Here is a 22,794-nt window from a genome sequence, read left to right as displayed (position 1 = left end):
ATAGATAGGTTCCCGCCGTGCAAAAAGCCGTCTGTGGAGGCGTCGCGACGTTCCAATTACTTTAACAGTAATGACTCGATGCCTGCCTCGCGTACGAAATTTTTTATAACAGACAGATAGCTGTTTTCAATCTTCAGATACGCCGCCTCAGACAGCATCACACCGTTAAAGACCTGTCTAATATCAGATCGGGAAGTCCAATCGCAGTTTGTGTATGCGCCCGTCGCATCTCTCTGCGACGGGGCATATTTTGTGACACGGTATTGATTCTTCATGGTCACGATTCATGCGGAAGAGAACTGCGGAAAGCCATCACTGACAACGGCCGCTTCTGGCCGAACTAGGCCGTTCGCTCCAGCATAGCAGGTCACTGAACCGTAAAAGTCACAGACTGTCGCGACGGGCAGCTGCCGGCCCGAAGCGGACCCTTAGCGATCTGCACTATCCAGGCATCCACTCTCCCGGGATGGGAGCAGAACATCGCACTGAGAAGTCGTGGCCCACCTCAATAATTGTCAATATATTTTGAACTGCCATCTCAAGTTCATCCTGATTACAGAAGTATTCAGTGAGCTTCCCCGTGACTATGTAAGAAGAGCAATTGAATCCGTCTTCGATATCATTAAACCAGATTGCTCGGTTGCCGATAACGGCCACGACCCAAAATCCTCCGCCGTCCATGCCGTACGATTTTTCGCTCCATTTTTCTGGAGTAATCTTAATTACTTCCCAAAGACGGAAAATGTGTGGACTCATCCGGCCTTCGGCGCCGATGATCTTGTCCCATAATTCCGCTTCTGAAATTGGTGCCCAGCCCATCGTTTCTCCAATTTCCGCTCCTGGCCGAACTCGGCCGTTCGCCGCAACATAGCAGGTTGCCGAACCGGAAAAATCACTGACTTTCACGATAGGCCGCTCCCGCCCCATTGCGGAAACTCGTTGTCGAGTTTTAAACAGTCGCTGCCTTGTGTAGTGGTGGAGTAGGCCTAACCGGCGTAAAACCGTGTGTCCAACGAAGCAGCCACTCGTAGGTCTCTCCGTTTGCCGCTTTAATCTCATGCTCCAACGTCCACCCTAAATCAATGAACCTCTCCGCTCGCGCTGCGCTGTTGGTTTTCGCCATTGAGGCATCCTTCGTCATTGCCGATCATCCTTTTAAATTTAAGCTTCCGTTAGGATCGAGGGCGAGGTCCGCTTCTGGCCGTTTGCTGCATTTGCCGTACCTCTGTCAAATCGCGCTGAGTGTCTTGAGGATTGTACTCTGAAGCTTTTCCGGTTCATCCTGATGGATTTGATGCCCAGAACGTTCAAACATGAATAGCTCCTTCTTCGGCGCTTTCAACTTCTCAAAGTATGCTTGCGTGATCCGTGTGGAAGTCTGAATATCCATGGCGCCTACAAGAAAATAAACTGGGCATTCAACTTGCGTTAGAGACTTCGGCAAATCAACCGTCATGACCTCGTTCCACACTGAGGACCACTTAGCCGACCAATGAAGAAAGCCGCTCTTGAATTCCTCACTCAGCACATTGGTCTTGCCATCCTTGTAGAAGAGCCACTTCCTCAAGTACAGCAGGTCTTCATCGGTCTTGAACGGGATATTCACGTTAGCCAATTCGCTCACCGCCAACGGATTTCCGTAGAAGTGGCTCCTCAAGGTCTGAAGCAGCTCTTTTTCACTTGCTAGTTGGCTTACCACAGGGTTGACAGCGAAATAGGCATGTAGGACTTCTGGGTGGGTTTTAACGACATGAAAGCCAAGGACGTTCCCCCAGGAGCTGCCTAGTAAGAAGATCTTTTCCTGCTTTAGTTCTTTCCTGACAAAGTCTATGACTTGCAGTGTATCCTGCTCCATTTGTTCAACTGAAGGACGCGTTGGAGATGGATTCAATTTCAGGGTTTTGCCAGCGTCCCGTTGATCCCACTGAACAATCGTGAATCGAGTTTTCAGCATGGTAGTGAAAGAACCCGCATTGTTCATCATTGAGCTGCCCGGACCTCCGGACAGGAACAACAGCACTGGTCTGCTCATATCATCCGTCTTGATTTCTACAGCCTGCTTGATTCCACCGATTTCAGGTGTGTAAAGCATGTCGATCTTTGCTGGAACAGTTGTGGACTTCAGCTCATGTGCACTCTGACCGCTACAGACTTGAAACGGGATGACGGCTGCAAACAGAACTACCAAAATGCATTTTTTCATCGAGAGTTTGCTTCCAAGTTATTTTCACCTAGGGTCCTGCAGAGCGCCACCCCTCCAGACATCTAGTCGCTGGCACGTCCCCTCGGTGAAGAAGCGTTCGCGACTTCGATATCTGGATGCACCCTGACTGACCGCTTCTGGCCGAACCCGGCAATTCACCTCAGGATAGCATGTTGCCCGCGTGAAAACTCATGATCGATCACGACTGGCAGGAATCGCCCTATTGTGTTGAAAAACGCCCCTTGATTGCAGCCATGTTGCGGCCTACCGTTGTCTATGAAGACGGTTCAAAGCGGGAGGCTGCGATGATGGGACGTCAAGCAACCAAGAGGGAACTGTTCGTATCGATCAGTCTAGAGGAATATGTTCCTGAAGACCATCTGTTGAGAGCAGTGGACCGATATCTCGACCTGAGCGAATTTCGGCTGTGCCTGGCTGATTCGTACAGCCATACCGGACGGCCATCGATTGATCCTGAGTTGATGGCACGGATGCTGATTATTGGCTACTCCTACGGTATCCGTTCAGAACGACGGCTATGCGAAGAAGTCAGCATGAACCTGGCGTACCGCTGGTTCTGTCGGCTCGGTCTGAAAGACAAGGTCCCGGATCACTCGAGTTTTTCCAAGAACCGGCATGGCCGTTTCCGTGATCACGACGCTTTCCGCCAGCTGTTCGATTCCGTTCTTCGGCGTTGTATGGCTGAAGGTTTAGTGCAGGGTGAGGGATTTGCGACTGATGCCAGCATGATCAAGGCTGACGCCCAGCGTCAACGATCTCGTCCAGGCGATGCCGGAATCGATTGGGGGGACCCAGCACAGGCAAGTCGGCCAGTGCGCGAGTATTTGACAGCCTTGGAACAGGCCAATCCGGTGCCGCCAACACCGAAAAGAATTTCTCTAACCGACCCGGCCGCAACCTGGACTGCTGCTGCAGGACCGGCGATTTTTGCCTATTGCACCAATTACCTCATCGATTTGAAGGCTGGAATGATTGTCGATGTCGAGGCTTCAGCGGTGAACAAAACAGCAGAGGTCGAAGCGACCAAAACCATGATTGATCGTGTCGAGGAAAAGTTCGCCATCAAACCGCGTCGTCTGGTGGGTGACACGAACTACGGTGTTGCTGCAATGCTGGGATGGCTGGTCAACGAAAAAAGCATTGCTCCTCACGTCCCGGTATGGGATAAATCCGAGCATCACGACGGCACTTTCAGTCGTGCCGACTTCATCTTCGATGCTGAAAACAACCGCTACGTTTGCCCTGCCGGGAAACACCTGAAACCGGCTCAACGTAGTCAGCAGAAAAATCCGTTTCGTTATCGAGCCAGCCAGTACGACTGTCAGCTTTGTGAGTTAAAACCGAAGTGCTGCCCCAACATGGTTATCCGCAAGATCGACCGAAGCCCTCAAGAACCTGCACGCGATGTTGCTCGTGCTATCGGCAAGACCGACGCATATCGCCAGTCACGGCGGGAACGAAAGAAAGTGGAAATGCTGTTTGCCCACCTCAAACGCATCCTGAAACTCGGCCAGTTACGTCTGCGTGGTCCCAGCGGTGCCCATGACGAGTTTCTTTTGGCGGCAACCGCCCAAAATCTTCGGCGAATGGCAAAAAGCTGTTTTTATAAATATCAAATATGAAAGCAGTGATCGGTAAGAACCCAGCAGTAACTGTATCGCCAATTTTTACTGTACAGTTACTCCACCAGCACTTCTCTTGCCTACGGGTTTTTCAACACAATAGCCCCAAAGCGGACGTTTAAACCGACCGGCGCTGCGCATCCTTTGAACGGAATCCAGTGCCATATAATACGCTGGCATTGCGGTCTGGTTCGATGGTCCGGAGTCAATGTCGCTTCTTGCAATCGTTAGTATTTCCCGTTCCGCTGCTGCCGCCTCGCTAAGACTACCTACGGGTTCCAGACGTGCTGCGAGCCGTTCGAGCCGGCTCTTCTCAAGGTAGTCTCCGGACTGGTGTGTTGAAACTGCCGCACCACCAAGAAACCCAGAAAGCAGCGTATCCGTTCCCCCGTCGAGCTGATCGACCGATTGCTTGCCCGGGTTGAGAACAAGGACGCGGAGTCGACCCTTAGCGAAAGCGGCTTGGCCGGCCGGCTCAAGAAGATGCTAGCCGAACACATGCTGCCTGCCGAGTCGAGCCATCATCTGGCGAGCGAGGGCATGGTCGTGCAGGGGATCGAAAAATTCGCGGCCTAATTCAATCGTTTCGCGGCGCCGCTACGTCGTTTCGTCGCAAGCCTTCATTCGAAGCCATCGACGTAAATATACTTGGCTTCATTTCCAAACAGGAGCCATTATGCTGAAATTGATTACTTTCCTGGCTGTGTCCCTGATGTGGGCAGCTCAGTGCCACGCGGCCGGGTTCCAGTCTGCCCGGTTACCGGGCGAAGGGGGCGTCGCCATCGAGCTGGCGATCTGGTATCCCAGCGCATCCGGCACAGCGATGCACGACATCGGGGTGACCACCCAGCAAGTCGCAATAGGCGGTGAAGTCATGGGAACAAGTCTGCCCCTGATTATCGTCTCACACGGTACGGGAGGCTACGCCTTCAGTCATTACGACACGGCCCTGGCGCTGGCAGACGCGGGATTCATCGTCGCCGCGCTCACCCACCCGGGCGACAACTACAAAGACCAAAGCCGCGCTGTCGATATCCTGGCGCGCCCCAGGCACGTTACAGCGGCGATCGACTATATGCTGCGCGAGTGGCGCGGGCGCGCTGCACTGGCGTCAGACGGGATCGGCATCTTCGGTTTCTCGTCCGGTGGATTTACGGCGCTGGTCAATGCAGGCGGCATACCGGACTTGGCGCGGGTCCCAGTGCATTGCACGGCCCATCCTGGCGACTTCGCCTGCCGGTTATTGGCCGAGCATGTGCAGCGACCAATCCCTGTCAGTTCATCGAAGAACTTGCACGATGCGAGAATCAAGGCCGCCGTGATTGCGGCACCGGCTCTGGGATTCACCTTCGACGCGGCTGGATTACGCAATGTGAATATCCCACTGCAACTCTGGCGCGCACAGGACGATGACATTCTTCCGCATCCCTGGTATGCCGAAGCCGTGCGCCATGCGCTGCCGATGGCGCCGGAGTATCACGTCGTACAGGGCGCAGGTCACTTCGATTTCCTGGCACCGTGCAGCGAACAGCTAGCCCGTATTGCGCCGCCCATTTGCGTCAGCCAGGCGGGGTTCGACCGTGTCGCGTTCCATCACAGTTTCAATCGGAAGGTGGTCGCCTTCTTCTCGAAAGCGTTAGGGAAGCGCTGAGTTATTCGACAGAACCCGTTCCCGTCGGTGCCCCGACCTGAGTTGATTAGGCTACATTCCTGTTTGCCATCGATCATTCAGAAGAGCTTCCGACGCCGAATGCGCCGCCAAGATAATGCTCACGCGGTCCGAACATTTCCTTATTGAGATCGACAGCGTCACACCCTGTAGCAAGCTGCACAAACTGGTGCAATCGCCCTGAAGCTGCCGTTCGCAATCGAGGTAATAACAATCATCTTCACTGAAAAAGGCGCTACCGGCGCGTAGTTTGAAATCGACGTATTGCAGCTATTCCAGCTTCCATCTTTTCCCGCGCTGAGCTATTGGCGGAGTGCACTCGAATCAGTGGTGGAATGAAACCGCGCAGTGCCACTGCTTCTTCAATCCAGAACACTACATCGTAGCCGGTGCCACGCTCATCATCGCCCAAATCGTGATCAAGACTTAGCTCCACGACATCCTCGGTCGATAGTAGCGTCACAGTCTCATCAGGCCAGTAGACTCGAACCCAGCCATCTGGTGTAGCTCTTTCATCGTCGAGATAGACTTTCATTTTTAATGCCCTTGCAAAGGTCCGGTTTTGGCCCAGGCTGGGTAAAAACTTAGAAGTAGGCCTTAGCAGGAGAACTATACCCGCCGATGCACGTGGTGCGGCGCTTTAAGGTACTCAGGGAGCAGTACGGCATTTTTGGGGATACTGGCCGGATCAGCAAGGTAATGGCTCCAAACACACGCTGCAGGGCCGATAAAAAGGCATACGCCCTGATCGCCTCCATCATGCCAGCGACCCCAAGCAGCGACATCAACCGTTTGACGTTATAGGCGAGCACGTGCAGGCTCATATCGGTCTTCACGCGTTCCAGTCCTTTTGTCAGGAAGTGCGTTGCCCCCATCCAGGACTTGATGGTCCCGAATGGATGCTCGACCGAGCAACGCCGGATCCGCATGGCATACGGGCTCCGTTCAAGCTGCTCTTGCATGTCGTCGAGCACGTCCTGGTGCTCCCAGCGCGTCACCCGGCGCTGCTGGCTAGGCGTGCACCTGTCCTTGAGCGGACAGGTCTTGCAATTCGAGCTCCAATAACGGTTGAGCGTCATGCCTTTTTCAACGCCGGCGAAACGCCAGATCAGTGCTTGACCCGCCGGGCAACGGTACTCGTTCTTCTCCCGGTCATAGACGAAGTCTGCCTTGTCGAATCTGCCGTCGGCCTTGGCGTTGGATGTCCTGGTAGCCGGCACCAGCACGGCAATACCGGCTTGCTTGCACGCCAAAATTTCCTCGCCCTTGAAGTAGCCGCGATCAGCGATTGCGGTCAGTGACTCTGTCCCGATTGCGGTGCGAGCCTTCTTTGCCATTCCCGACAGCTGATCGCGGTCGTTGCCGATGTTGGTTACCTCGTGTCCGACGATCAAATGGTGCTTGGCGTCGATTGCAGTTTGCACGTTGTAGCCTACGATGCCTGAGCCTCGCGTCATCATGGAACGGAATCTGGATCGGTCAGCGAGATCTGCGTTTCGCCAGTCGCCTCCAGCTTCGCTTCAATTTCTTTGAGCGCGGCCATCTGCAATTTCATCGCTGAGATCTTGTCATTCAGTCGGGCGCTGCGCGCTTGCTTTACCGCCGGCTCCTGCCTGTCAGCCGTGTCCAGTTCCGCCAAATAGCGGCCGATATTGGCCTCGATTTCTTCCATCCGGCGCTTGAGCTTGGCTTGGGTAAAGTTGCGGTAGCTGCTGTTGACTGCCTTAAACTTGCTGCCGTCGATCGCCACAACCGCATCCGAGAAAAGGTCCAGTTGCTGGCATAGCACGACAAACTGCCGGCACACATAGCGGATCGCTTTGCCATTATCTTTGCGGAAGTTCGCGATCGTCTTGAAGTCCGGCGCCAAGCGTTGCGTCAACCACATCAGCTCGACATTACGCTGCGCTTCACGCTCGAGCCGACGGCTCGATTGGATGCGGTTGAGGTAGCCATAAATGTAAAGCTTGAGAAGAACGGCGGGATGGTAAGCCGGCCGGCCCGTCTTTGCTGGTTGCACCCGCGTGAAGCCCAGGGGGGCAAGGTCAAATTCGTCCACGAATACATCGACCACTCGCACTGGATTATCTTCGGCCACGTAGTCGTCCAAGAGTTCAGGCAACAGCGTGCCTTGGCCACGATCCTCGCCTTCGATAAAGCGCTTCATTTAGCATCCATCTTGATGAGATACTGGCTTAACGTTTACCTAGCGGCGTCCGTTTACACGACGCTATGTTTTTACACAGCCTGGGCCGAAAGCGGACTGTCGTGATGGCCCAGTGTACGAGCTTGTTGCTGCCAGGACAGGCCACAAAGCGCCGGTCTTCCCTGGCTGTCGTGGCAGACCTTATTAATTTGTGGCGAACTTGTTTTACCGGGCCACAGGCGGACGGTATCGCCGCTCCGCTGCGCCCACCGGGCGGCAAATCGCGCTCCCTTTTCCTGGAAGCCCTCTTGGCGGCTCGACCGCGCCGGACGATCGGCGCCGATCGCTGGCCTGCCGACCGGCACCCTCCCCCGCGGGCCTGCCATTTTCCCTGAAACACCTCCGCGATGGATTGACTGCACCGGACGATCATCCTACACTGCGCGTTGGTTGCGCTAACAATATTCAAAGCCGGCGGAAGCGAAAAATGGCACCGGCGCCTCACAACAGCGAGCGGAGCGGGGAGTGATATACGCTACCAAGCCCGCATCGGACAGCGCAGCGAGACGACTTGGAGGATACGTGAAGCATTCGCGTCAAGGGCGGCCCGTGGCCGCACGACTTGCCACGCCATTGATGGCGCTGGCATTCATGGCGGCGGCACCGGCCATGGTGGTGACCGTGGCGGCGGCCCCGCAGGAAACGGCGGACAGGCAGTCGCCGCGCCAGCGCGTTCCGTTCAACGACGGCTGGAAGTTCACCCTGGGGGACCCGGGCGGCAACTCGGCGCCATACCTGTACGACATCCGCCCCGAAGTCAAGGAGTCCGCGGACGGCAAGGTGGCCGATGCGATGCCGGAAGAAGCGGCGCGCATCGCCCGCGGCAACGTGCCGCTGCTGAAACCCTGGATTCTTCCGACCGGCAATGCCTTCATCAAGGATCCGGCCAAACGTTTCACGCGCCCGGCGCAGGAACCGGCGATCGATGCGCCGTATGCCAGGGCCGAGTTCGACGACAGCGCATGGCGCGCCGTCACGCTGCCGCACGACTGGGCCATCGAAGGCCCGTTCCTGAAGACCGGCCCCTACGGCGGCATGGGCCGGCTGAAGACCTGGGGCCCGGCCTGGTACCGCAACAAGATCGCCATCACGAATGCCGATGCCGGCAAGTCGGTCTTCCTCGACATCGATGGCGCGATGGCATATTCGTCCGTCTGGATCAACGGCAAGCTGGCCGGTGGCTGGCCTTACGGCTACAACTCGTTCCGCATCGACCTGACGAAATTCCTGAAGCCGGGCGACAACCAGCTGGCGATCCGCCTCGACAACACGGCCGAATCGGCGCGCTGGTACCCGGGCGCCGGGCTTTACCGCAATGTATGGCTGACGAAAACCGCGCCCGTCCATGTCGGCCAGTGGGGCGTGCAGGTGCGCACGCCGAAGGTGTCGAAGGAGTCGGCCCAGGTGGCGTGGAACGTCACGCTGGACAACGCCGGCACCGCGCCGGCCACGGCGGATGTGACCACCCAGCTGTACGCGCTCGACGGCAAGGGCCGCATGACGGGGAATGCCGTGGCGACCGCGGTTTCGCCAAGGACAACCATCGCTCCCGGCGCCAGCGCCACCGTGGCCGGCGACACCACGCTGAGAAATCCGCGCCTGTGGGGCCCGGTGCCGAACCAGACGCCCAACCGCTACGCGGCCGTGACCACGGTGCGCCAGGATGGCCGCGTGATCGACCGCTACGAAACGCCGTTCGGCATCCGCGACCTGCGCTTCGACGCCAGCCGCGGCCTGTTCGTCAACGGCGAGCACGTGCCGATCCGCGGCGTGAACAACCACCACGACCTGGGCGCGCTGGGCGCCGCGTTCAACGTGCGCGCGGCCGAGCGCCAGCTCGAGATCATGCTGGAGATGGGTATCAACGCGCTGCGCGTGAGCCACAATCCGCCGGACCCGCAACTGCTCGACCTGACCGACCGCATGGGCATCGTCGTGCAGGACGAGGTGTTCGACTCGTGGGAACGCAAGAAGACGCCGCTCGACTTCCACCTGATCTTCCCCGAGTGGCACGAGCAGGACCTGCGCGCGATGCTGCGCCGCGACCGCAACCATCCGTCGATCGTGATGTGGAGCGTGGGGAACGAAGTGGGCGAGCAGTACACCGGCGAGCATGGCGCGGCGATCGGCCGCAAGCTGGTGGGCATCGTGCACGAGGAAGACCCCGGCCGCCCCGCCACCACGGCGATGAACTGGGCCAAGCCGGACATGCCGCTGCCGGCCACGATGGATGTGATCAGCCTGAACTACCAGGGCACCGGCATCCGCACGCTGCCGGGCCAGTTCCCGGCCTTCCGCGAGAAGTTCCCGGACAAGGTCATCCTGCACACGGAAAGCGCCTCCGCGCTGTCCAGCCGCGGCGAATACCAGTTCCCGGTGCCGGGCGCGCTCAGCGCCTCGGTGCGGCCGGGCGCCGGCGGCGATCCGAAGACACAGCAGGTTTCCGCCTACGAACTGTTCGCGTCGGACTTCGGCAGCTCGGCCGACCGCGCCTTCGCCTCGCTCGACCAGAACCCGTACACGGCCGGCGAATTCGTCTGGACCGGCTTCGATTACCTGGGCGAGCCTACCCCCTATTACGGCGCGCGCAGCTCGTATTCCGGCATCGTCGACCTGGCGGGCTTCAGGAAGGACCGCTACTACCTGTACCAGGCGCGCTGGCGCCCGGACCTGAAGATGGCGCATATCCTGCCGCACTGGACCTGGCCGGACCGCGTCGGCGAAGTCACGCCGGTGCACGTGTTCACGTCCGGCGACGAGGCCGAGCTGTTCGTCAACGGCAAGTCGCAGGGCAGGCTGAAAGTCGCGCCGTATGCCTACCGGCTGCGCTGGGATTTCGTGACGTACGAACCGGGAACGATCGAAGTGGTCGCCTACAAGGACGGCAAGGAATGGGCCCGTTCGTCGGTGAAGACCGCCGACGCGCCATCCGCCCTGCAGGCCGTCGCCGACCGCGCCACCATCGCCGGCGACGGCCGCGACCTGTCGTTCATCACGGTGCGCGTGACCGACAAGGCCGGGTTGACATCGCCGCGCGCCAGCAACCGCGTGCGCTTCACGGTCGAAGGCCCGGGCGAGCTGGTGGCCACGGACAATGGCGACCCGACAAGCTTCGAGTCGTTCCAGTCGCCGGAGCGCGCCGCGTTCAATGGCCTGGTGCTGGGCGTGGTGCGCGCCAAGGCGGGCGGCAAGGGCCCGATCACGGTGCGCGTCTCGGCCGAAGGCCTGCAAGGCACGAAGGTCCAGCTGCGCAGCACCGGCCGCTGATCCAGGCAACCGGCCCGAAAGCCAGCGAAACAGCCGCGCCTCTCACGTCGGCGCGGTTGTTTTTTCCGCCATGGTTTGTCATGCTGTTCCCACGGTGTTCGTGAACACACCGCCGGAACCCGCATGCTCCACCACCCCAGCACTTCGCAGATCATCCCGCCGGTCGCCGAGCCGGGCAACGAACGGTACACGCCGCGGCTGACCCGGACCGCCTTCCTGGCCGGCGCATTGAACCTGTGCCTGTACCCGGTCATGATGACGCTCGCCGGCAACGGCATCCTGCTCGGCCTGGAGCAGGCACGCGAGACGCTCGTGGCGTTCGGCGCGCCCGATGGCGCCGGCGCACCCGATCCGCTGGCGTCGCCCGGCTATGCGCTGTTCGTCACCGCCCTGGCCTACTGGGCGTTCGCCAGCTGGTACTGCGCCCGCATCATGCTGGGCAAGCGTTTTCCTCACGACCGGCTGCGGCCATGCATCGACGATCGCTTCGCTGACATGGCAGGGCGCTGGCTGCCGCGCCTTCTGGGGCTGCTCGGCGTCGTGCCGATCACCGTGTTCTTCATCGTTGCCACGCCGTCGCCGCGCTATTGGATAGCGCTGGCCGCGACCGCCGCCACCTTCCTGGCATTCGTGGTGTTCCGGCGCCACCTTCCCGCCGCCGATGCGGGATGGCACCGGCGCGACGACGATCCCTATCCCCGTTTCGATACGCTCAGCCGGGGCGCGGTCGCCACCGTGCTGGCGATGTTCGCGATCTCGTTCGGCGTGCTGCTCGCAACCGTCGTCGGGCGCGAGACGGCGTCCCGCGCCATCGGCTCTCCGGCCCTGGTGCTGATCGCGCTCGGTTCGTGGACGCTGTTCGGCAGCTTCGCGATGACTTACCTGCCGCGCAGCGCCGGCTGGCCGTCGTTCGCGCTGGTGCCGTTCGCGCTGGCGTTCGCGCTGTCGTTCGTCAACGAAAACCACTTCGTGGCGCGCGGCGGCGCGCCGGCCCCGCGCGGCGACCGGCCGGCTTTCCCGGACGACCTGGAAGCATGGAACGCGGCCCGCGGCCCGCGCGGCACGGACCCGATCTACCTGGTGGCCGCCGCCGGCGGCGCCTCCCGGGCCGCCTACTGGACCGGCGTGGTGCTGACCAACCTGGAAAACCGCTCGCGCCTGCGGGGGCGCGAATTCGCCCGCAATGTCTACGCGGTCAGCGGCGTTTCCGGCGGCAGCCTGGGGCTGGCCGCGTTCGTGGCAGCGCTGGCGGCGGAACAGGAAACCGCAAGGGACGGCAGCGGCCCGCTGGCGCCGCGCCCCACCGACTTCCTGGCCCGCGATTTCCTCGCGCCGGCCGTCGGCCAGATGCTGTACAGCGACACGATCGCGCGCTTCCTGCCGGTGCCGTGCATCGCCTGCGACCGCTCGCGCGGCCTGGAGGAAGCATGGGCACGCGACTGGCGGCGCCACAGCCCGGCGCAGGCGGCATGGTTCACGCAGCCGCTGCGCGCGGCGGGCAAGGCGCCCGCCGCGGTACCACGCATGATGTTCAATACCACGACCGTGGGCGACGGCCGCCTGGTGGTGCAATCGGACCTGCGCTTCGTGCCGACCGATGCCTACGACATCTTCGACGATGCGCTCGACACCGCGCGGCTCACGCGTGCCGGCGCCGTGCACAATTCCGCCCGCTTCACCTACGTCAGCCCGGCGGCCGCGATCCGGCACCCGGGCGGCGACCGGGTATGGGACTACGTGGTGGACGGCGGCTATTTCGAGAATTCCGGCGTGGCGGCGATCAACGCGATGATCGGCGCGCTGCAGGGCGGTACCGCGGCGCAGCAGGCACTGGCGCGGCAGATCGTCGTGATCGTCATCGAAAACGACCCTGCCGGCAGCGCCCAGTGGATCTGCGACCCGAAGCCGCAACCCCGCTCGCGCAGGCTGCCGATCGCGATGGAGGCCAGCGCGCCGCCGTTCGCGCTGTACCAGACCCGCACGGCCCGCGCCCACGCGCAGGAAGCCGAGGCGATCCGGCTGCTGGGCGGCTGCCCGGCCGGCCGGGTCATCGAATTGCGCTACCCCGAGTCGGACCACAAGCGGCCCGGCCGCTTCGCCGCCGGGCTGCTGGACGACGATCCGCCGATGAGCTGGTTCCTGAGCGCGGCGAGCCGCACGCGGATGTCCACCGTGCTGTGCGGCGACGGCCGGTGGGATCCCCGCGACCTGCTCGAACGGGAGTGGCAGCGCGCGCTGGGCTGGATCGAACGGTCGTCCGCGCGCACCGTCACGCCGCGCGGCGAAGCGTTCGCGCCGGCCGACACGACGCTGGCCTGCGGGAAGGCATAGGAAAGGGCCGGAACAACGGCGCCCGGCCCGTGGTCAGCCTTGCCTGCGCAGCCCGTCATCGAACCGGGCCCGCCCTGCCCCGTCGAGCGCGGCATCGACCAGCCGCTCGCCCAGGCGCAGCGCCACTTTCGCGCCCGGTTGCCCGCGCAGCGCGACCGAGCGCAGCCGTCCGCCTTGCCACGCGATATCCAGCGCCACGCCGCCCCGCGCCCGCACGCCGTGCAGCGCGCCGTCCGGCCAGGCTTTCGGCAGGGCCGGCAACAACCGGATTTCGCCGCCCCACGACTGCACGATCATCTCCAGCACGCCGGCGGCACCGCCGAAGTTGCCGTCGATCTGGAACGGCGGATGCGCGTCGAACATGTTCGGGTAAGTGCGTTCGGGGCCCAGCAAGCCCAGCAGGATCGCGTGCGCTCGGTCGCCGTCGCCCATCCGGGCCCACAGGGCCAGGCGCCATGCGGTGGCCCAGCCGGTGGACTTGTCGCCACGGGTGTTCAGCGTGACCTTCGCGCCCGCCACCAGGGCCGGCGTATCGCGTACGTTGATCTGGTCGCCGGGATAGATGCCGTACAGGTGCGACACGTGCCGGTGGTCCTGTTCGGGCGCCTGCGCATCCCAGTCTTCCAGCCATTCCTGCAGCTGGCCGTGGGCGCCCACGCGATCCGGCGCGAGGCGCGCACGCTTGTCGGCAAGTTCGCGTGCCAATGCGGCATCGGGTTCGCCCAGCAGCCGGTGCGCGGCCAGCGTCCAGCCGAACAGGTCGCGCACGATCTGGCGGTCCATCGCCGGCCCGGCGCATACGGCGGCGCCGAACGGGTGCCTGTTTTCCGGCGAGACCGATGGCGACGTGACGAGCCCGCGTCCGCCCGGGTCCTCGACCAGCGTGTCGGCGAAAAACAGCGACGCGCCTTTCAGCAGCGGCCAGATGCGCCGCAGGTATGCCTGCCCTTCCTCGCCACCCGGATGGTATTCGTAATGATCCCACAGCGTCTTGCACAGCCAGGCGCCGCCGCATGGCCACAGGCCCCAGTTCGGGCCGTCGATCGGCGCGGTGGCGCGCCACAGGTCGGTGTTGTGGTGGGTCACCCAGCCGCGCGCGCCGTAGCCCTGCCGCGCCGTGACGGCGCCCGTGATCGCCAGGTCTTCCACCATCCGCAGCACCGGCTCCGTGCATTCGCCCAGGTTGGCGGGATCGGCCGGCCAGTAGTTCATCTGCGTGTTGATGTTGATCGTGTATTTCGAACCCCACGGCGGGTTGGTCCCCTCGTTCCACACGCCCTGCAGGTTGGCCGGCTGGCTGCCCGGCCGCGACGACGAGATCAGCAGGTAGCGCGCGTACTGCACGTACAGCGCCGCGAGCCCCGGCTCGGGCGCCGTTTCCGCAGCGGCGATGCGCCGGTCGGTCGGCGTGGCGGCGGCATCCGGGGTGCCGAGGCGCAGCGACAGGCGCCGGAACAGTGCCCGGTGCGCGGCCACGTGGTCGGCGCGCAGGCGCGCGTAGGGCTTGCCCGCCGCCGCCGTGCTGCGGGCGCGCACGGCGGCCAGGGGATCGCCGCCGACATCGCGGAAATTCACGTAGCTCGTGGCAACGGCGATCACCAGCGTCACTACGCGCGCGCCGCGCACCCGCAACCGGTCGCCGTCGACGGTCACGCTGCCGTCGCTGGCGGCCTGCACCCGCACCGCGTAGCGCAGCGCTGCCTCGATGCCGTGCGCCGCCACGTTGCGGCCCTCGACCAGCAGCGCGGCCGCGCCGTCGGCCCGGACCGACAGCGTGGCGGGCCGGCTGCCGGCATCCGTCGATTCGCGCCGATCCCAGGCCGCGCCTTCGGGGCTGCGTTCGCCGTACTTCACGTTGCCGGGGTGCCGGTACCCGAGATCGATGTCCAGCCGGCCATCCCCTTCGGCGGCCAGGCGCACGACGATCACGTCGTCCGGCGCGCTGGCGAACGTCTCGCGCACGTGCCGGGTGGCCCCGCTCGCGAACCGGGTCGTGACCACGGCCGTGTCCAAGTCCAGCGTGCGGCGGTAGTCGGTGGCGGCCGCGGTGCCGGCGATATCGATCAGCAGGTCGCCGGCGGCGCCATACGGCATCTGCCGCAGCGGCCTGGCCATCATGCCGGCCGATGCCAGGGCTGCCGCCTCCTCGAACTTGCCGGCGGCCACCAGCGCGCGTACTCGCGGCAGCGCCTCCAGCGCGCCGGGGTTGTTCGGGTCGTACGGGCCGCCGGCGAACAGCGTGTCCTCGTTCAGCTGTATGCGCTCCTGCGCCACGCGGCCGAACACCATGGCCCCCAGCCGGCCGTTACCGACCGGCAGCGCCTCGACCCACGGGCCGGCGGCCCTGTCGTACCACAGGCTCAGGTCTTCGCGGCTGCCCCGTTGCTCGGCCACCACCGTGGCGCCGGCCAGCGCCGGCCAGGCCATCGCCAGGCCCGCGGATACGAGGAACCCGCGGCGGCGGCCATCGATATGTCTTGTCGTTGTCATGTCCCCTCCATTTGGTCAGGCCAATTTACCGGAGGAGCCAGTGCGGGACCAAGCGCTTTTTTCACCAACGCCGATAGCGTTTTATCGGGATTCGGCGACGCCCCTGCCGGTCGCCGCCCACCAGATGCCGCCGTACAGGTGGTCCAGGTAATGGCGGTCGCGGTACATGTTCACGTCGTGCCCCAGCGCCGTGACGAACACGCGCGCCCTGCCCACGCTGTGGTACCAGCTGACCGGGTGGTCGGCGCCCATGCCCTTCGCCACCTGGCCGGGCCAGATCCGGCCCGGGTCGTACGTGCGTTCATCCACGTTCAGAACCGGCCGGATCGCCACGTCGTGCGGGTTCGCGAGCTCGTACCACTCGTCGCTCCAGATCCAGCGCGCGGGAACGCCGAACGTGGCCGGAAATCCCGCATCGACGGTGCGCACGACGGCGGTCTGCATCATCGGATGGATCGTGAAAGAGCGGCCCACCAGCTTTTCGTACCACGGCCATTTGCCGGGCGGGATGATAATCGCGCGGTGCACCACGGCGACATTGCCGCCGCCGTTCACGTAATCCTCGAATTTCCTGCGCTGCGCGTCGCTGAATTCCTCGCCGGAAGTATTGAGCAGCACGATGGCGGCATACTGTTTCAGGTCGCCGTCCAGCGCCCACAACCCGGTCGCATAGGTCATCTCGAACGCATGCAGCTTGCCGAGCCGCTCGAAGCCTTCGCGCGCAACGGGGATGTATTCGTAGTGGTACTTGTTCGGCGCGGCCAGGACCAGCAGCTTGAACTGGGGATCGGCCCGGGCCAGGTTGCAGAAGGCAAGGCAGCAAAGGAGGCAGCGGAGGAACAGGCGCATGTCGGCTCATCGGTGAGTGAAGAACGAGCCGTAGCATAAAGCAAATTTCTTTCGGAAAGGCGTGCCCGTTGCGGGGAGGTCCGCATCGGCCCGCATCGGTCCCCATCGGGCGCTCACCGCGCCGGCTTCGGCACGCCCAGCGTGCCCAGCACCTCCAGGCTGCCGTCGGCGCTCGCTTTCGCCACCACCATCTCGCCCTGCGCCACGCTCTTGCCGGTCAGCGCGCGGATGTTCACGTCATGGGTCACCAGCACCAGGTTGCCCGGCTCGCTGTACGTGGCGGTATGCCTGCGAACGGCGGCCACTTTGCGGTTGCGCTCGGCGTCATCCTGCTGCCACATCGAATCGAGCATTTCCGCCGGCTCGGCGCGGCCGAACGCCAGGTCGGCGGTATCGGCGCAGCGGCACCAGCGGCTGGTCAGTACCCGGCCGACCAGCACTCCGTTCCGGGTGAACGCGGCGCCGGCCGCCTTCGCATCGTCACGGCCGCCCGGGGACAGGTTACGCTGTGTCGCGCAGTCGCCCAGCCTGAAGCCGGGCGGATCGCCGACGCCGGGCGTGGTGGCGGCGTGGCGCATCACCACGACATGCCCGCCGGCCTTCAGCCGCTGCCAAAGGCGGGCTTCGTCCGCCGCGGCGGCGGGCCCGTGCAGCGCGGCCGTTGCAAGCAGGCCGATGGCGAGCGAGCGCAGGATGGAATGTGACATGACAGCTCCTTCGACCCGGGATATCGGCCGGGCGCCGGCAGAAAATTGCCGTGAAAAAACCGACCCCCGTTCCCGGGTTCCTCGGCTGGATGATCCACTCATCATGATGAGCGATGGACAAGGATTTTGATAGCCTGCACAGCGTAATATATTAGTGCTTTACATCTGGCCAACTCCGCCGGGCAACTTCTCCGGGCAACTTCACTGATCAACTTCGCCGACCATTCATGATCTTCCATCAAAGCCGCCTTGCGCTGGGCATTTCATTGCTGTTAGGGGCCAATGTCCATGCCGCCGATTTCGACCTGAAGCATGCGGCCGTGGTGGTGGAGGACAGCGCGACGATGCGCATCGCCGGCGACCTGCTGCGGCGCGACCTTGGCGCCGTGAGCGGTGAAAAAGCCGGGCGCGCGGCGAAACTGGCCGACTGCCGCGAAGTCTGCGTCGTCATCGGCCGGCACGACGCGCCGCTGCTGCGCGACATCGCCAAAGCCGAGGGCCTCGATTTTTCCGCGCTGGCCGGCCAGTGGGAACGGTACCAGCGCGTGGGCATCGCTTCGCGCGCCAGGCCGGGCACGCGGCTGCTGGTCATCGCCGGCTCCGATACGCGCGGCGCCGTGTTCGGCACGGTCGACCTGACGCGGGAACTGGGCGTCTCGGCATGGGAATGGTGGGCCGACGTGACGCCGGCGGTGCGCGCGCGTGTCGCGGTGCGCGGCGAAAAAATCCTGTCGGATGCCCCATCCGTGCGCTATCGCGGGATCTTCCTGAACGACGAGGACTGGGGCCTGCAGCCATGGGCGGCAAAGACGTTCGACCCGGCCGGCGATATCGGCCCGGCCACCTATGCGCGCATCTTCGAGCTGATGTGGCGCCTGAAGGCCAACCTGCTGTGGCCCGCGATGCACGATTCCACGAAACCGTTCTACCAGGTTCCCGGCAACGCGCAGGTGGCGAAGGACTACGCGATCGTCGTTGGCACCTCGCACGCGGAGCCGATGATGCGCAATAACGTGCGCGAATGGAAAAAGAGCGACGGCGACTTCAACTTCTTCACCAACCGCGACGCGATCGCGCGCTACTGGAAAACCCGCGTCGACGAAACCAGGGGCGCCGAGGCCTTCTACTCGATGGGCATCCGGGGCGTGCACGATTCGGCGATGGAAGGCGCCAGCACCATCGACGAGGCCCGCGGCGGCGTCGCCGATGCCATCGCCTTGCAGCGCGGCCTGCTGGCAACCGCTCACCGCAAGCCCCTGCCGCGCATTCCGCAGGCGCTGACGGTGTACAAGGAAGTCCTCGACATCTACAACAGCGGCCTGCAGGTGCCGGACGACATCACGCTGATCTGGCCGGACGACAACTACGGCTACCTGCACCAGCTCAGCAATCCGAAGGAAGCGGCGCGCGGCGGCGGCACCGGCCTGTACTACCACATCTCCTACTGGGGCCGGCCGCACGATTACCTGTGGCTGGCCACCACGCCGCCCGGGCTGGTGCGCGACCAGCTGCAGCGCGCCGTCGCCACCGGAACGGACCGCGTCTGGGTGGCGAACGTGGGCGACATCAAGCCGGGCGAATACCTGACCCAGTATTTCCTCGACGCCGCCTTCGACAAGCGCGAGCTGGACCGCCCCGCCGCCGCGCACATGCAGGCGTGGTTCGCGGCGCAGTTCGGCGCCGCGCAGGCGGGCGCCATCGCCGACATCCTGCGCGAGTATTACGCGCTGGCGTGGGAGCGCAAACCCGAATACATGGGCTTTTCGCAGACCGAGCCGACGACGCCGGTGCGCCAGGGCGATTACCTGCAATCGGGCGGCGAGGAAGCGGAGCTGCGGCTGGCGCGCTACGAAGCCCTGGCGCTGCGCGCCCAGGCGATCGGCGCGGCGCTGCCGGCCGACCGCAAGGACGCCTTCTTCCAGCTGGTGCTGTACCCGGTGCGTGCCAGCGCCAGCCTGAACGCGCGCATCCTGAAGCTGGACCTGGCCGCGCAGTATGCACGCATGGGCCGGCCATCGGCGGGGCACTATGCGAAAGCGGCGCGGACGGCGCAGGACGCGATCGCCGCCGATACCGCGCAGTACAACGCACTGGCGGGCGGCAAGTGGCGCGGCATGATGGACGCCGCCCCGCGCCGCCTGCCCGTGTTCGCCGAGCCGGTGTTCCCGTCGTACGGCCCGTCGCCGCGCACCGGTTGCGGCCTCGCCTTCCCCACCCCGCTGTCGGCGCAGGGTGGCGCGCTGTCGTTCACGCGCGGCGTGCCGGAAACGAAGACGCTGACGGTGATCCAGTACGCGGCCGCGCCGCTGCGCTGGTCGGCGGACAAGGTGCCGGCCGGCCTGCGGCTGTCGCACGCCAACGGCACGCTCGATGCCGGCAACGGCTACGAGCAGCGCATCGCCGTCACCTACGACGGCAAGGGCGAAACAGGCGGCCTGCAGATCGGCTGCGGCGACAGGCCTCTTGCCGCCCCGGTGGCGTTGGCGCCGGGCGCCGACACCACGACCGAACGGGAGAGGATCGTCACGCTGCCGGCGGCCGCCGCCTCGGCACCGGGCTGGACCGAGGTGGAACTGGGCAGCCAGGGCACCGCGCAGCGCGCCGACCTGGGGTTGCCCTCGCGCGACGACCCGGCCGGCGCGCCCGCGCTGGAATACGCGTTCCACAGCCACACGAAGGCCGAGGCCCGGCTGAAGATCGTTGGCGTGCCGGTGCATGCGCTGACGCCGGCCAGCAAGCTGCGCATCGCCGTCTCGCTCGATGGCGCGGCGCCCGTGACGCTGGATTTCGCCACCGTCGGCCGCAGCGACGAGTGGAAGCGGAACGTGCTGTCCAATACGGCCGTGCGCACGCTGCCGCTGGCGGCGCTGCAACCGGGCGCGCACCGGCTGCGCGTGCATGCGCTGGACCCGGGCTTCGTGCTGGACCGGATCGAGGTGGTGTTCGATGGCGCACCGGTGTACTACGGCGCGGCGCCGACGGCAACCGCGCGTTGAAACATCGCCTTTGTCGGGTATATTCGGCGCATGCCAGCCCCTGACAAATACCCCGGCACGCCGGACGGAAGATACTTCGTCGTATCCGGCCGGCTCTGGCGCACGAGCAATCCGGCCCTGCCCCCCGAGGTGCGGCAGGAACTCGTCGACCGGCTGATGCACGCGCGCCGCCAGGTGGGCGCCGCCAGAAAGGCCGCCGACGCCCAGGCGGAACGCAGCGCCCGCGCGGCGGTCGATACGGCAAAGCGCGCGCTCGGCGAGCGCGGACCGGTGTGGTGGACCGACGGCGCGCAGGACTACAACCGGCGGATGGTGCGCAATACCCCGTACGCCGACTGGTACACGGCACTCGTCGCCAGCGGAGCGGCTGGCACGGATGCGACGGAGTGACGACGGCGCGCGGCTCGGCACCCCGCCGGGCTCGCGGAACCGGGCTATAATCGCCTTACCCGGTGCTGTTCAGCCAGCCCGCTTCCGCCTGTTGCCCCTTCTTGTTCCTGGTGATCGCATGATGGACGATGTGCTTTTCGCTCGTCGAGTTGGCCACGTTGCCGTATCCGGCAGGAAAACGTGTGCCCGCCATGCAGTCGCGCTTCTTCATACGGGTGGCATGGCCTTTGCCATGTCACGCAGCCTTGCCCGGCTTCATTAGGCTCGGCAACGGTCTCCTTCCGTCTGCCGAGCTCTCCACGAAGATCGCCCGATGCCTGCCGCCGCGCGCTTGCGCATGCCGGCAGGCCCTGCATGACACGTCCCCGCCTTCGGGACAACTATCTGGTGGAACCCATGAAAATCAGAAGCAAGCAAGTACTTCGCGAACGGCGCCGGCTCAGCTTTCGCTCGACCAATGAATTGATCGCGCGGCGCAGGCGCCTGCGAAAACAGATCAGCCTGATCGTGGCCCTCGGTGCCACGCTCGGCACGCTGGCGTTCAAGTTCGAATAGGCGAGACCGCGGGCCCGGTCATGCCACGCGCACGGCCGGGCGTCCAGGTCACCGGGCGCCGCCCACCAGCGCGTCCAGCAGCTGCCGGTCGCGTACCGTGTTGGTATTGCGGTCGAAGATGCCCGACGCATTGGCGTCCTGCGCCCCGGTATCCCAGAAGAACGGCAGCATGCCGTTGGCGATCGCCGTCCTGACCACGAAGTTGTGATAATAGGCGCGCGATGCGAGGTGCAGCGACAGGTCGTCGCCCGCCAGGCCGGAACGCTTCATCGCGGCGAATTCTCCCAGCACCACCGGCACGCCCCTGTCGACGAATTTCTGCTTCATCAGCGCGAAGTTACTGCCGAGCTGTGCCTCTTCGCCCCACGTGGCATTGTGCGCCGTGTCGGTCGTGGAATGATAGCCGTTGCCCCAGTAGTAGAACTGGTTGCCCCACCATTCATCCTGCTGCATCAGCGTGAAATTGTAGGGGTCGTAGAAGTGCACTTCGACCATCAGGCGGCCGGGTACCGTGTCGGCAGGGAGCCGCCACATCAGCGAGTTGGTCCTGCCGATATCGGTTTTCGGTCCCTGCACGACCAGCACGCGATAGGCGTTCCTGCCGCCGGTGGCGCGCACCGTATCGACGAACGTCTGGTGATAACCCATCAGGATTTCCATTTCCTTCGCATCGGCCACGTCCGGTTCGTTGGCGCCGGCGAACAGCAGATGCTCGTCGAAATCGCGCAATGCGGTGGCGATCTGCTGCCAGTAGGCTTTCTGCTTTGCAATGACCGCGCTCTTGCGGGCGAGATCCACATTGTTCTCGAGCCATCCGCCGTCCCAGTGGATATTGACGATGACATACATGTCGTTGTCGACGCAATATTGCACCACTTCCTTTACCCTGTTCAGCCATGCGTCGCTGATTTTCCCCGTTTGCGGATCGGCATACTGATCCCATGACGTGGGCAGGCGGATCGCGTTGAATCCGCTTTGCTTCACCAGGCGTATCAGGTCGCGACTGATTTTCGGATTTCCCCAGTTCGTTTCGCCGCCGATCGCCTCCAGCGTATTGCCGATATTCCAGCCGATCCTGATCCCGGCGGCCAGCTCGCTGGCATTGCGCTGAACTCCCGCGGTGTCGGGAGGAAGCGGATCCGGATTATAGTCCGGGTATTTACCGAGCCTGATGGCGGCGGCAGCGGTGACCGCAGGCGCGGCGGCGGTCACCGCTCCGGACGAGGCGGTCGTGGCGGCGCCGGTTTCCGAAGGCTGGCCGCCGCCGCAGGCGGCCATTCCCATCGCGAGAATGATTCCCAGGGCGTGGCATGCAAATCTTTTCATTGTCTGTCTCCTGTTGGTATGGTCGGGATGAACGCCTGCGATCGCGGACATCGCCGGTTTTCCCCGGAGATGCCGCTGGCAGGCAGTGCCCGTCCGTACCCTAGTCCGACCGCGCCACGCGGGGCGACACTGCGAAAACTTTTCCTTGCACAGTGCAGTTAT

General features: G+C 63.7%; 15 protein-coding genes and 1 pseudogene. 7 read left to right on the top strand and 9 right to left on the bottom strand.

Features of this window, described 5'->3' with window-relative positions:
• Positions 1 to 441: 441 nt before the first annotated feature.
• Complete coding sequence (locus tag GJV26_RS26975) at positions 442 to 906, bottom strand: hypothetical protein (RefSeq protein WP_229428017.1); 465 nt, start codon at positions 904 to 906, stop codon at positions 442 to 444.
• A gap of 322 nt (positions 907 to 1,228) precedes the next feature.
• Positions 1,229 to 2,203: an alpha/beta fold hydrolase gene (locus GJV26_RS26970; RefSeq protein ID WP_155711678.1), complete on the bottom strand. Its 975-nt coding sequence runs from the start codon at positions 2,201 to 2,203 to the stop codon at positions 1,229 to 1,231.
• Between the two features lie 305 nt (positions 2,204 to 2,508).
• Here GJV26_RS26970 and GJV26_RS26965 point away from each other — a divergent pair, with 305 nt between their 5' ends.
• Together GJV26_RS26965 and GJV26_RS26960 are read left to right on the top strand one after the other, a co-directional pair.
• Positions 2,509 to 3,846 (top strand): transposase, encoded by a 1,338-nt coding sequence (locus GJV26_RS26965; protein ID WP_155712157.1) that lies wholly within the window; start codon positions 2,509 to 2,511, stop codon positions 3,844 to 3,846.
• 676 nt (positions 3,847 to 4,522) lie between these two features.
• Positions 4,523 to 5,497 (top strand): alpha/beta hydrolase family protein, encoded by a 975-nt coding sequence (locus GJV26_RS26960; protein WP_173346287.1) that lies wholly within the window; start codon positions 4,523 to 4,525, stop codon positions 5,495 to 5,497.
• Between the two features lie 253 nt (positions 5,498 to 5,750).
• Here the strand turns inward: GJV26_RS26960 and GJV26_RS26955 are convergent, their stop codons facing one another.
• Together GJV26_RS26955 and GJV26_RS26950 are read right to left on the bottom strand one after the other, a co-directional pair.
• Positions 5,751 to 6,050, bottom strand: coding sequence for a cyclic-phosphate processing receiver domain-containing protein (locus GJV26_RS26955; RefSeq protein ID WP_155711677.1), 300 nt, complete (start codon positions 6,048 to 6,050; stop codon positions 5,751 to 5,753).
• A gap of 205 nt (positions 6,051 to 6,255) precedes the next feature.
• A pseudogene (locus GJV26_RS26950) lies at positions 6,256 to 7,682 on the bottom strand (IS1182 family transposase); the annotation flags it as partial.
• 561 nt (positions 7,683 to 8,243) lie between these two features.
• Between GJV26_RS26950 and galB the strand changes: the two are divergent.
• Both galB and GJV26_RS26940 read left to right on the top strand, forming a co-directional pair.
• Positions 8,244 to 10,988 (top strand): beta-galactosidase GalB, encoded by a 2,745-nt coding sequence (galB, locus tag GJV26_RS26945; protein ID WP_229427979.1) that lies wholly within the window; start codon positions 8,244 to 8,246, stop codon positions 10,986 to 10,988.
• Between the two features lie 123 nt (positions 10,989 to 11,111).
• The gene (locus GJV26_RS26940; protein WP_155711676.1) at positions 11,112 to 13,319 is read left to right on the top strand and encodes a hypothetical protein; all 2,208 of its coding nucleotides are present in this window, start codon (positions 11,112 to 11,114) and stop codon (positions 13,317 to 13,319) included.
• Between the two features lie 33 nt (positions 13,320 to 13,352).
• On the opposite strand, the gene GJV26_RS26935 is transcribed toward GJV26_RS26940, so the two are convergent.
• The 3 genes from GJV26_RS26935 to GJV26_RS26925 all read right to left on the bottom strand — a co-directional run bounded on the left by GJV26_RS26935 (position 13,353) and on the right by GJV26_RS26925 (position 17,365).
• Complete coding sequence (locus GJV26_RS26935) at positions 13,353 to 15,809, bottom strand: glycoside hydrolase family 95 protein (protein ID WP_216643174.1); 2,457 nt, start codon at positions 15,807 to 15,809, stop codon at positions 13,353 to 13,355.
• A gap of 81 nt (positions 15,810 to 15,890) precedes the next feature.
• Entirely contained in the window at positions 15,891 to 16,658 is a 768-nt protein-coding gene (locus GJV26_RS26930) for a ThuA domain-containing protein (protein WP_155711675.1), read from the bottom strand.
• 113 nt (positions 16,659 to 16,771) lie between these two features.
• On the bottom strand, positions 16,772 to 17,365 hold the full coding sequence (locus GJV26_RS26925) for a histidine phosphatase family protein (RefSeq protein ID WP_155711674.1): 594 nt from the start codon (positions 17,363 to 17,365) through the stop codon (positions 16,772 to 16,774).
• Positions 17,366 to 17,592: 227 nt separating this feature from the next.
• Here GJV26_RS26925 and GJV26_RS26920 point away from each other — a divergent pair, with 227 nt between their 5' ends.
• Together GJV26_RS26920 and GJV26_RS26915 are read left to right on the top strand one after the other, a co-directional pair.
• Positions 17,593 to 20,361 (top strand): glycosyl hydrolase 115 family protein, encoded by a 2,769-nt coding sequence (locus tag GJV26_RS26920; protein ID WP_173346286.1) that lies wholly within the window; start codon positions 17,593 to 17,595, stop codon positions 20,359 to 20,361.
• A gap of 30 nt (positions 20,362 to 20,391) precedes the next feature.
• Positions 20,392 to 20,751: a hypothetical protein gene (locus tag GJV26_RS26915; protein WP_155711673.1), complete on the top strand. Its 360-nt coding sequence runs from the start codon at positions 20,392 to 20,394 to the stop codon at positions 20,749 to 20,751.
• Positions 20,752 to 20,806: 55 nt separating this feature from the next.
• On the opposite strand, the gene GJV26_RS26910 is transcribed toward GJV26_RS26915, so the two are convergent.
• Positions 20,807 to 20,962, bottom strand: a complete 156-nt coding sequence (locus GJV26_RS26910) for a hypothetical protein (protein WP_155711672.1) — start codon at positions 20,960 to 20,962, stop codon at positions 20,807 to 20,809.
• Between the two features lie 185 nt (positions 20,963 to 21,147).
• Between GJV26_RS26910 and GJV26_RS26905 the strand changes: the two genes are divergently transcribed.
• Positions 21,148 to 21,306 (top strand): hypothetical protein, encoded by a 159-nt coding sequence (locus tag GJV26_RS26905; protein WP_155711671.1) that lies wholly within the window; start codon positions 21,148 to 21,150, stop codon positions 21,304 to 21,306.
• A 48-nt stretch (positions 21,307 to 21,354) separates the two neighbouring features.
• On the opposite strand, the gene GJV26_RS26900 is transcribed toward GJV26_RS26905, so the two are convergent.
• Positions 21,355 to 22,632, bottom strand: a complete 1,278-nt coding sequence (locus tag GJV26_RS26900; protein WP_216643173.1) for a glycoside hydrolase family 5 protein — start codon at positions 22,630 to 22,632, stop codon at positions 21,355 to 21,357.
• Positions 22,633 to 22,794: the final 162 nt, after the last annotated feature.

It is taken from the genome of Pseudoduganella dura (assembly GCF_009727155.1).
Classification (GTDB): Bacteria; Pseudomonadota; Gammaproteobacteria; order Burkholderiales; family Burkholderiaceae_D; genus Rugamonas; species Rugamonas dura.
Note: the sequence above shows the minus strand (reverse complement) of the source record. Positions and strands in the feature narration are given on the sequence as shown.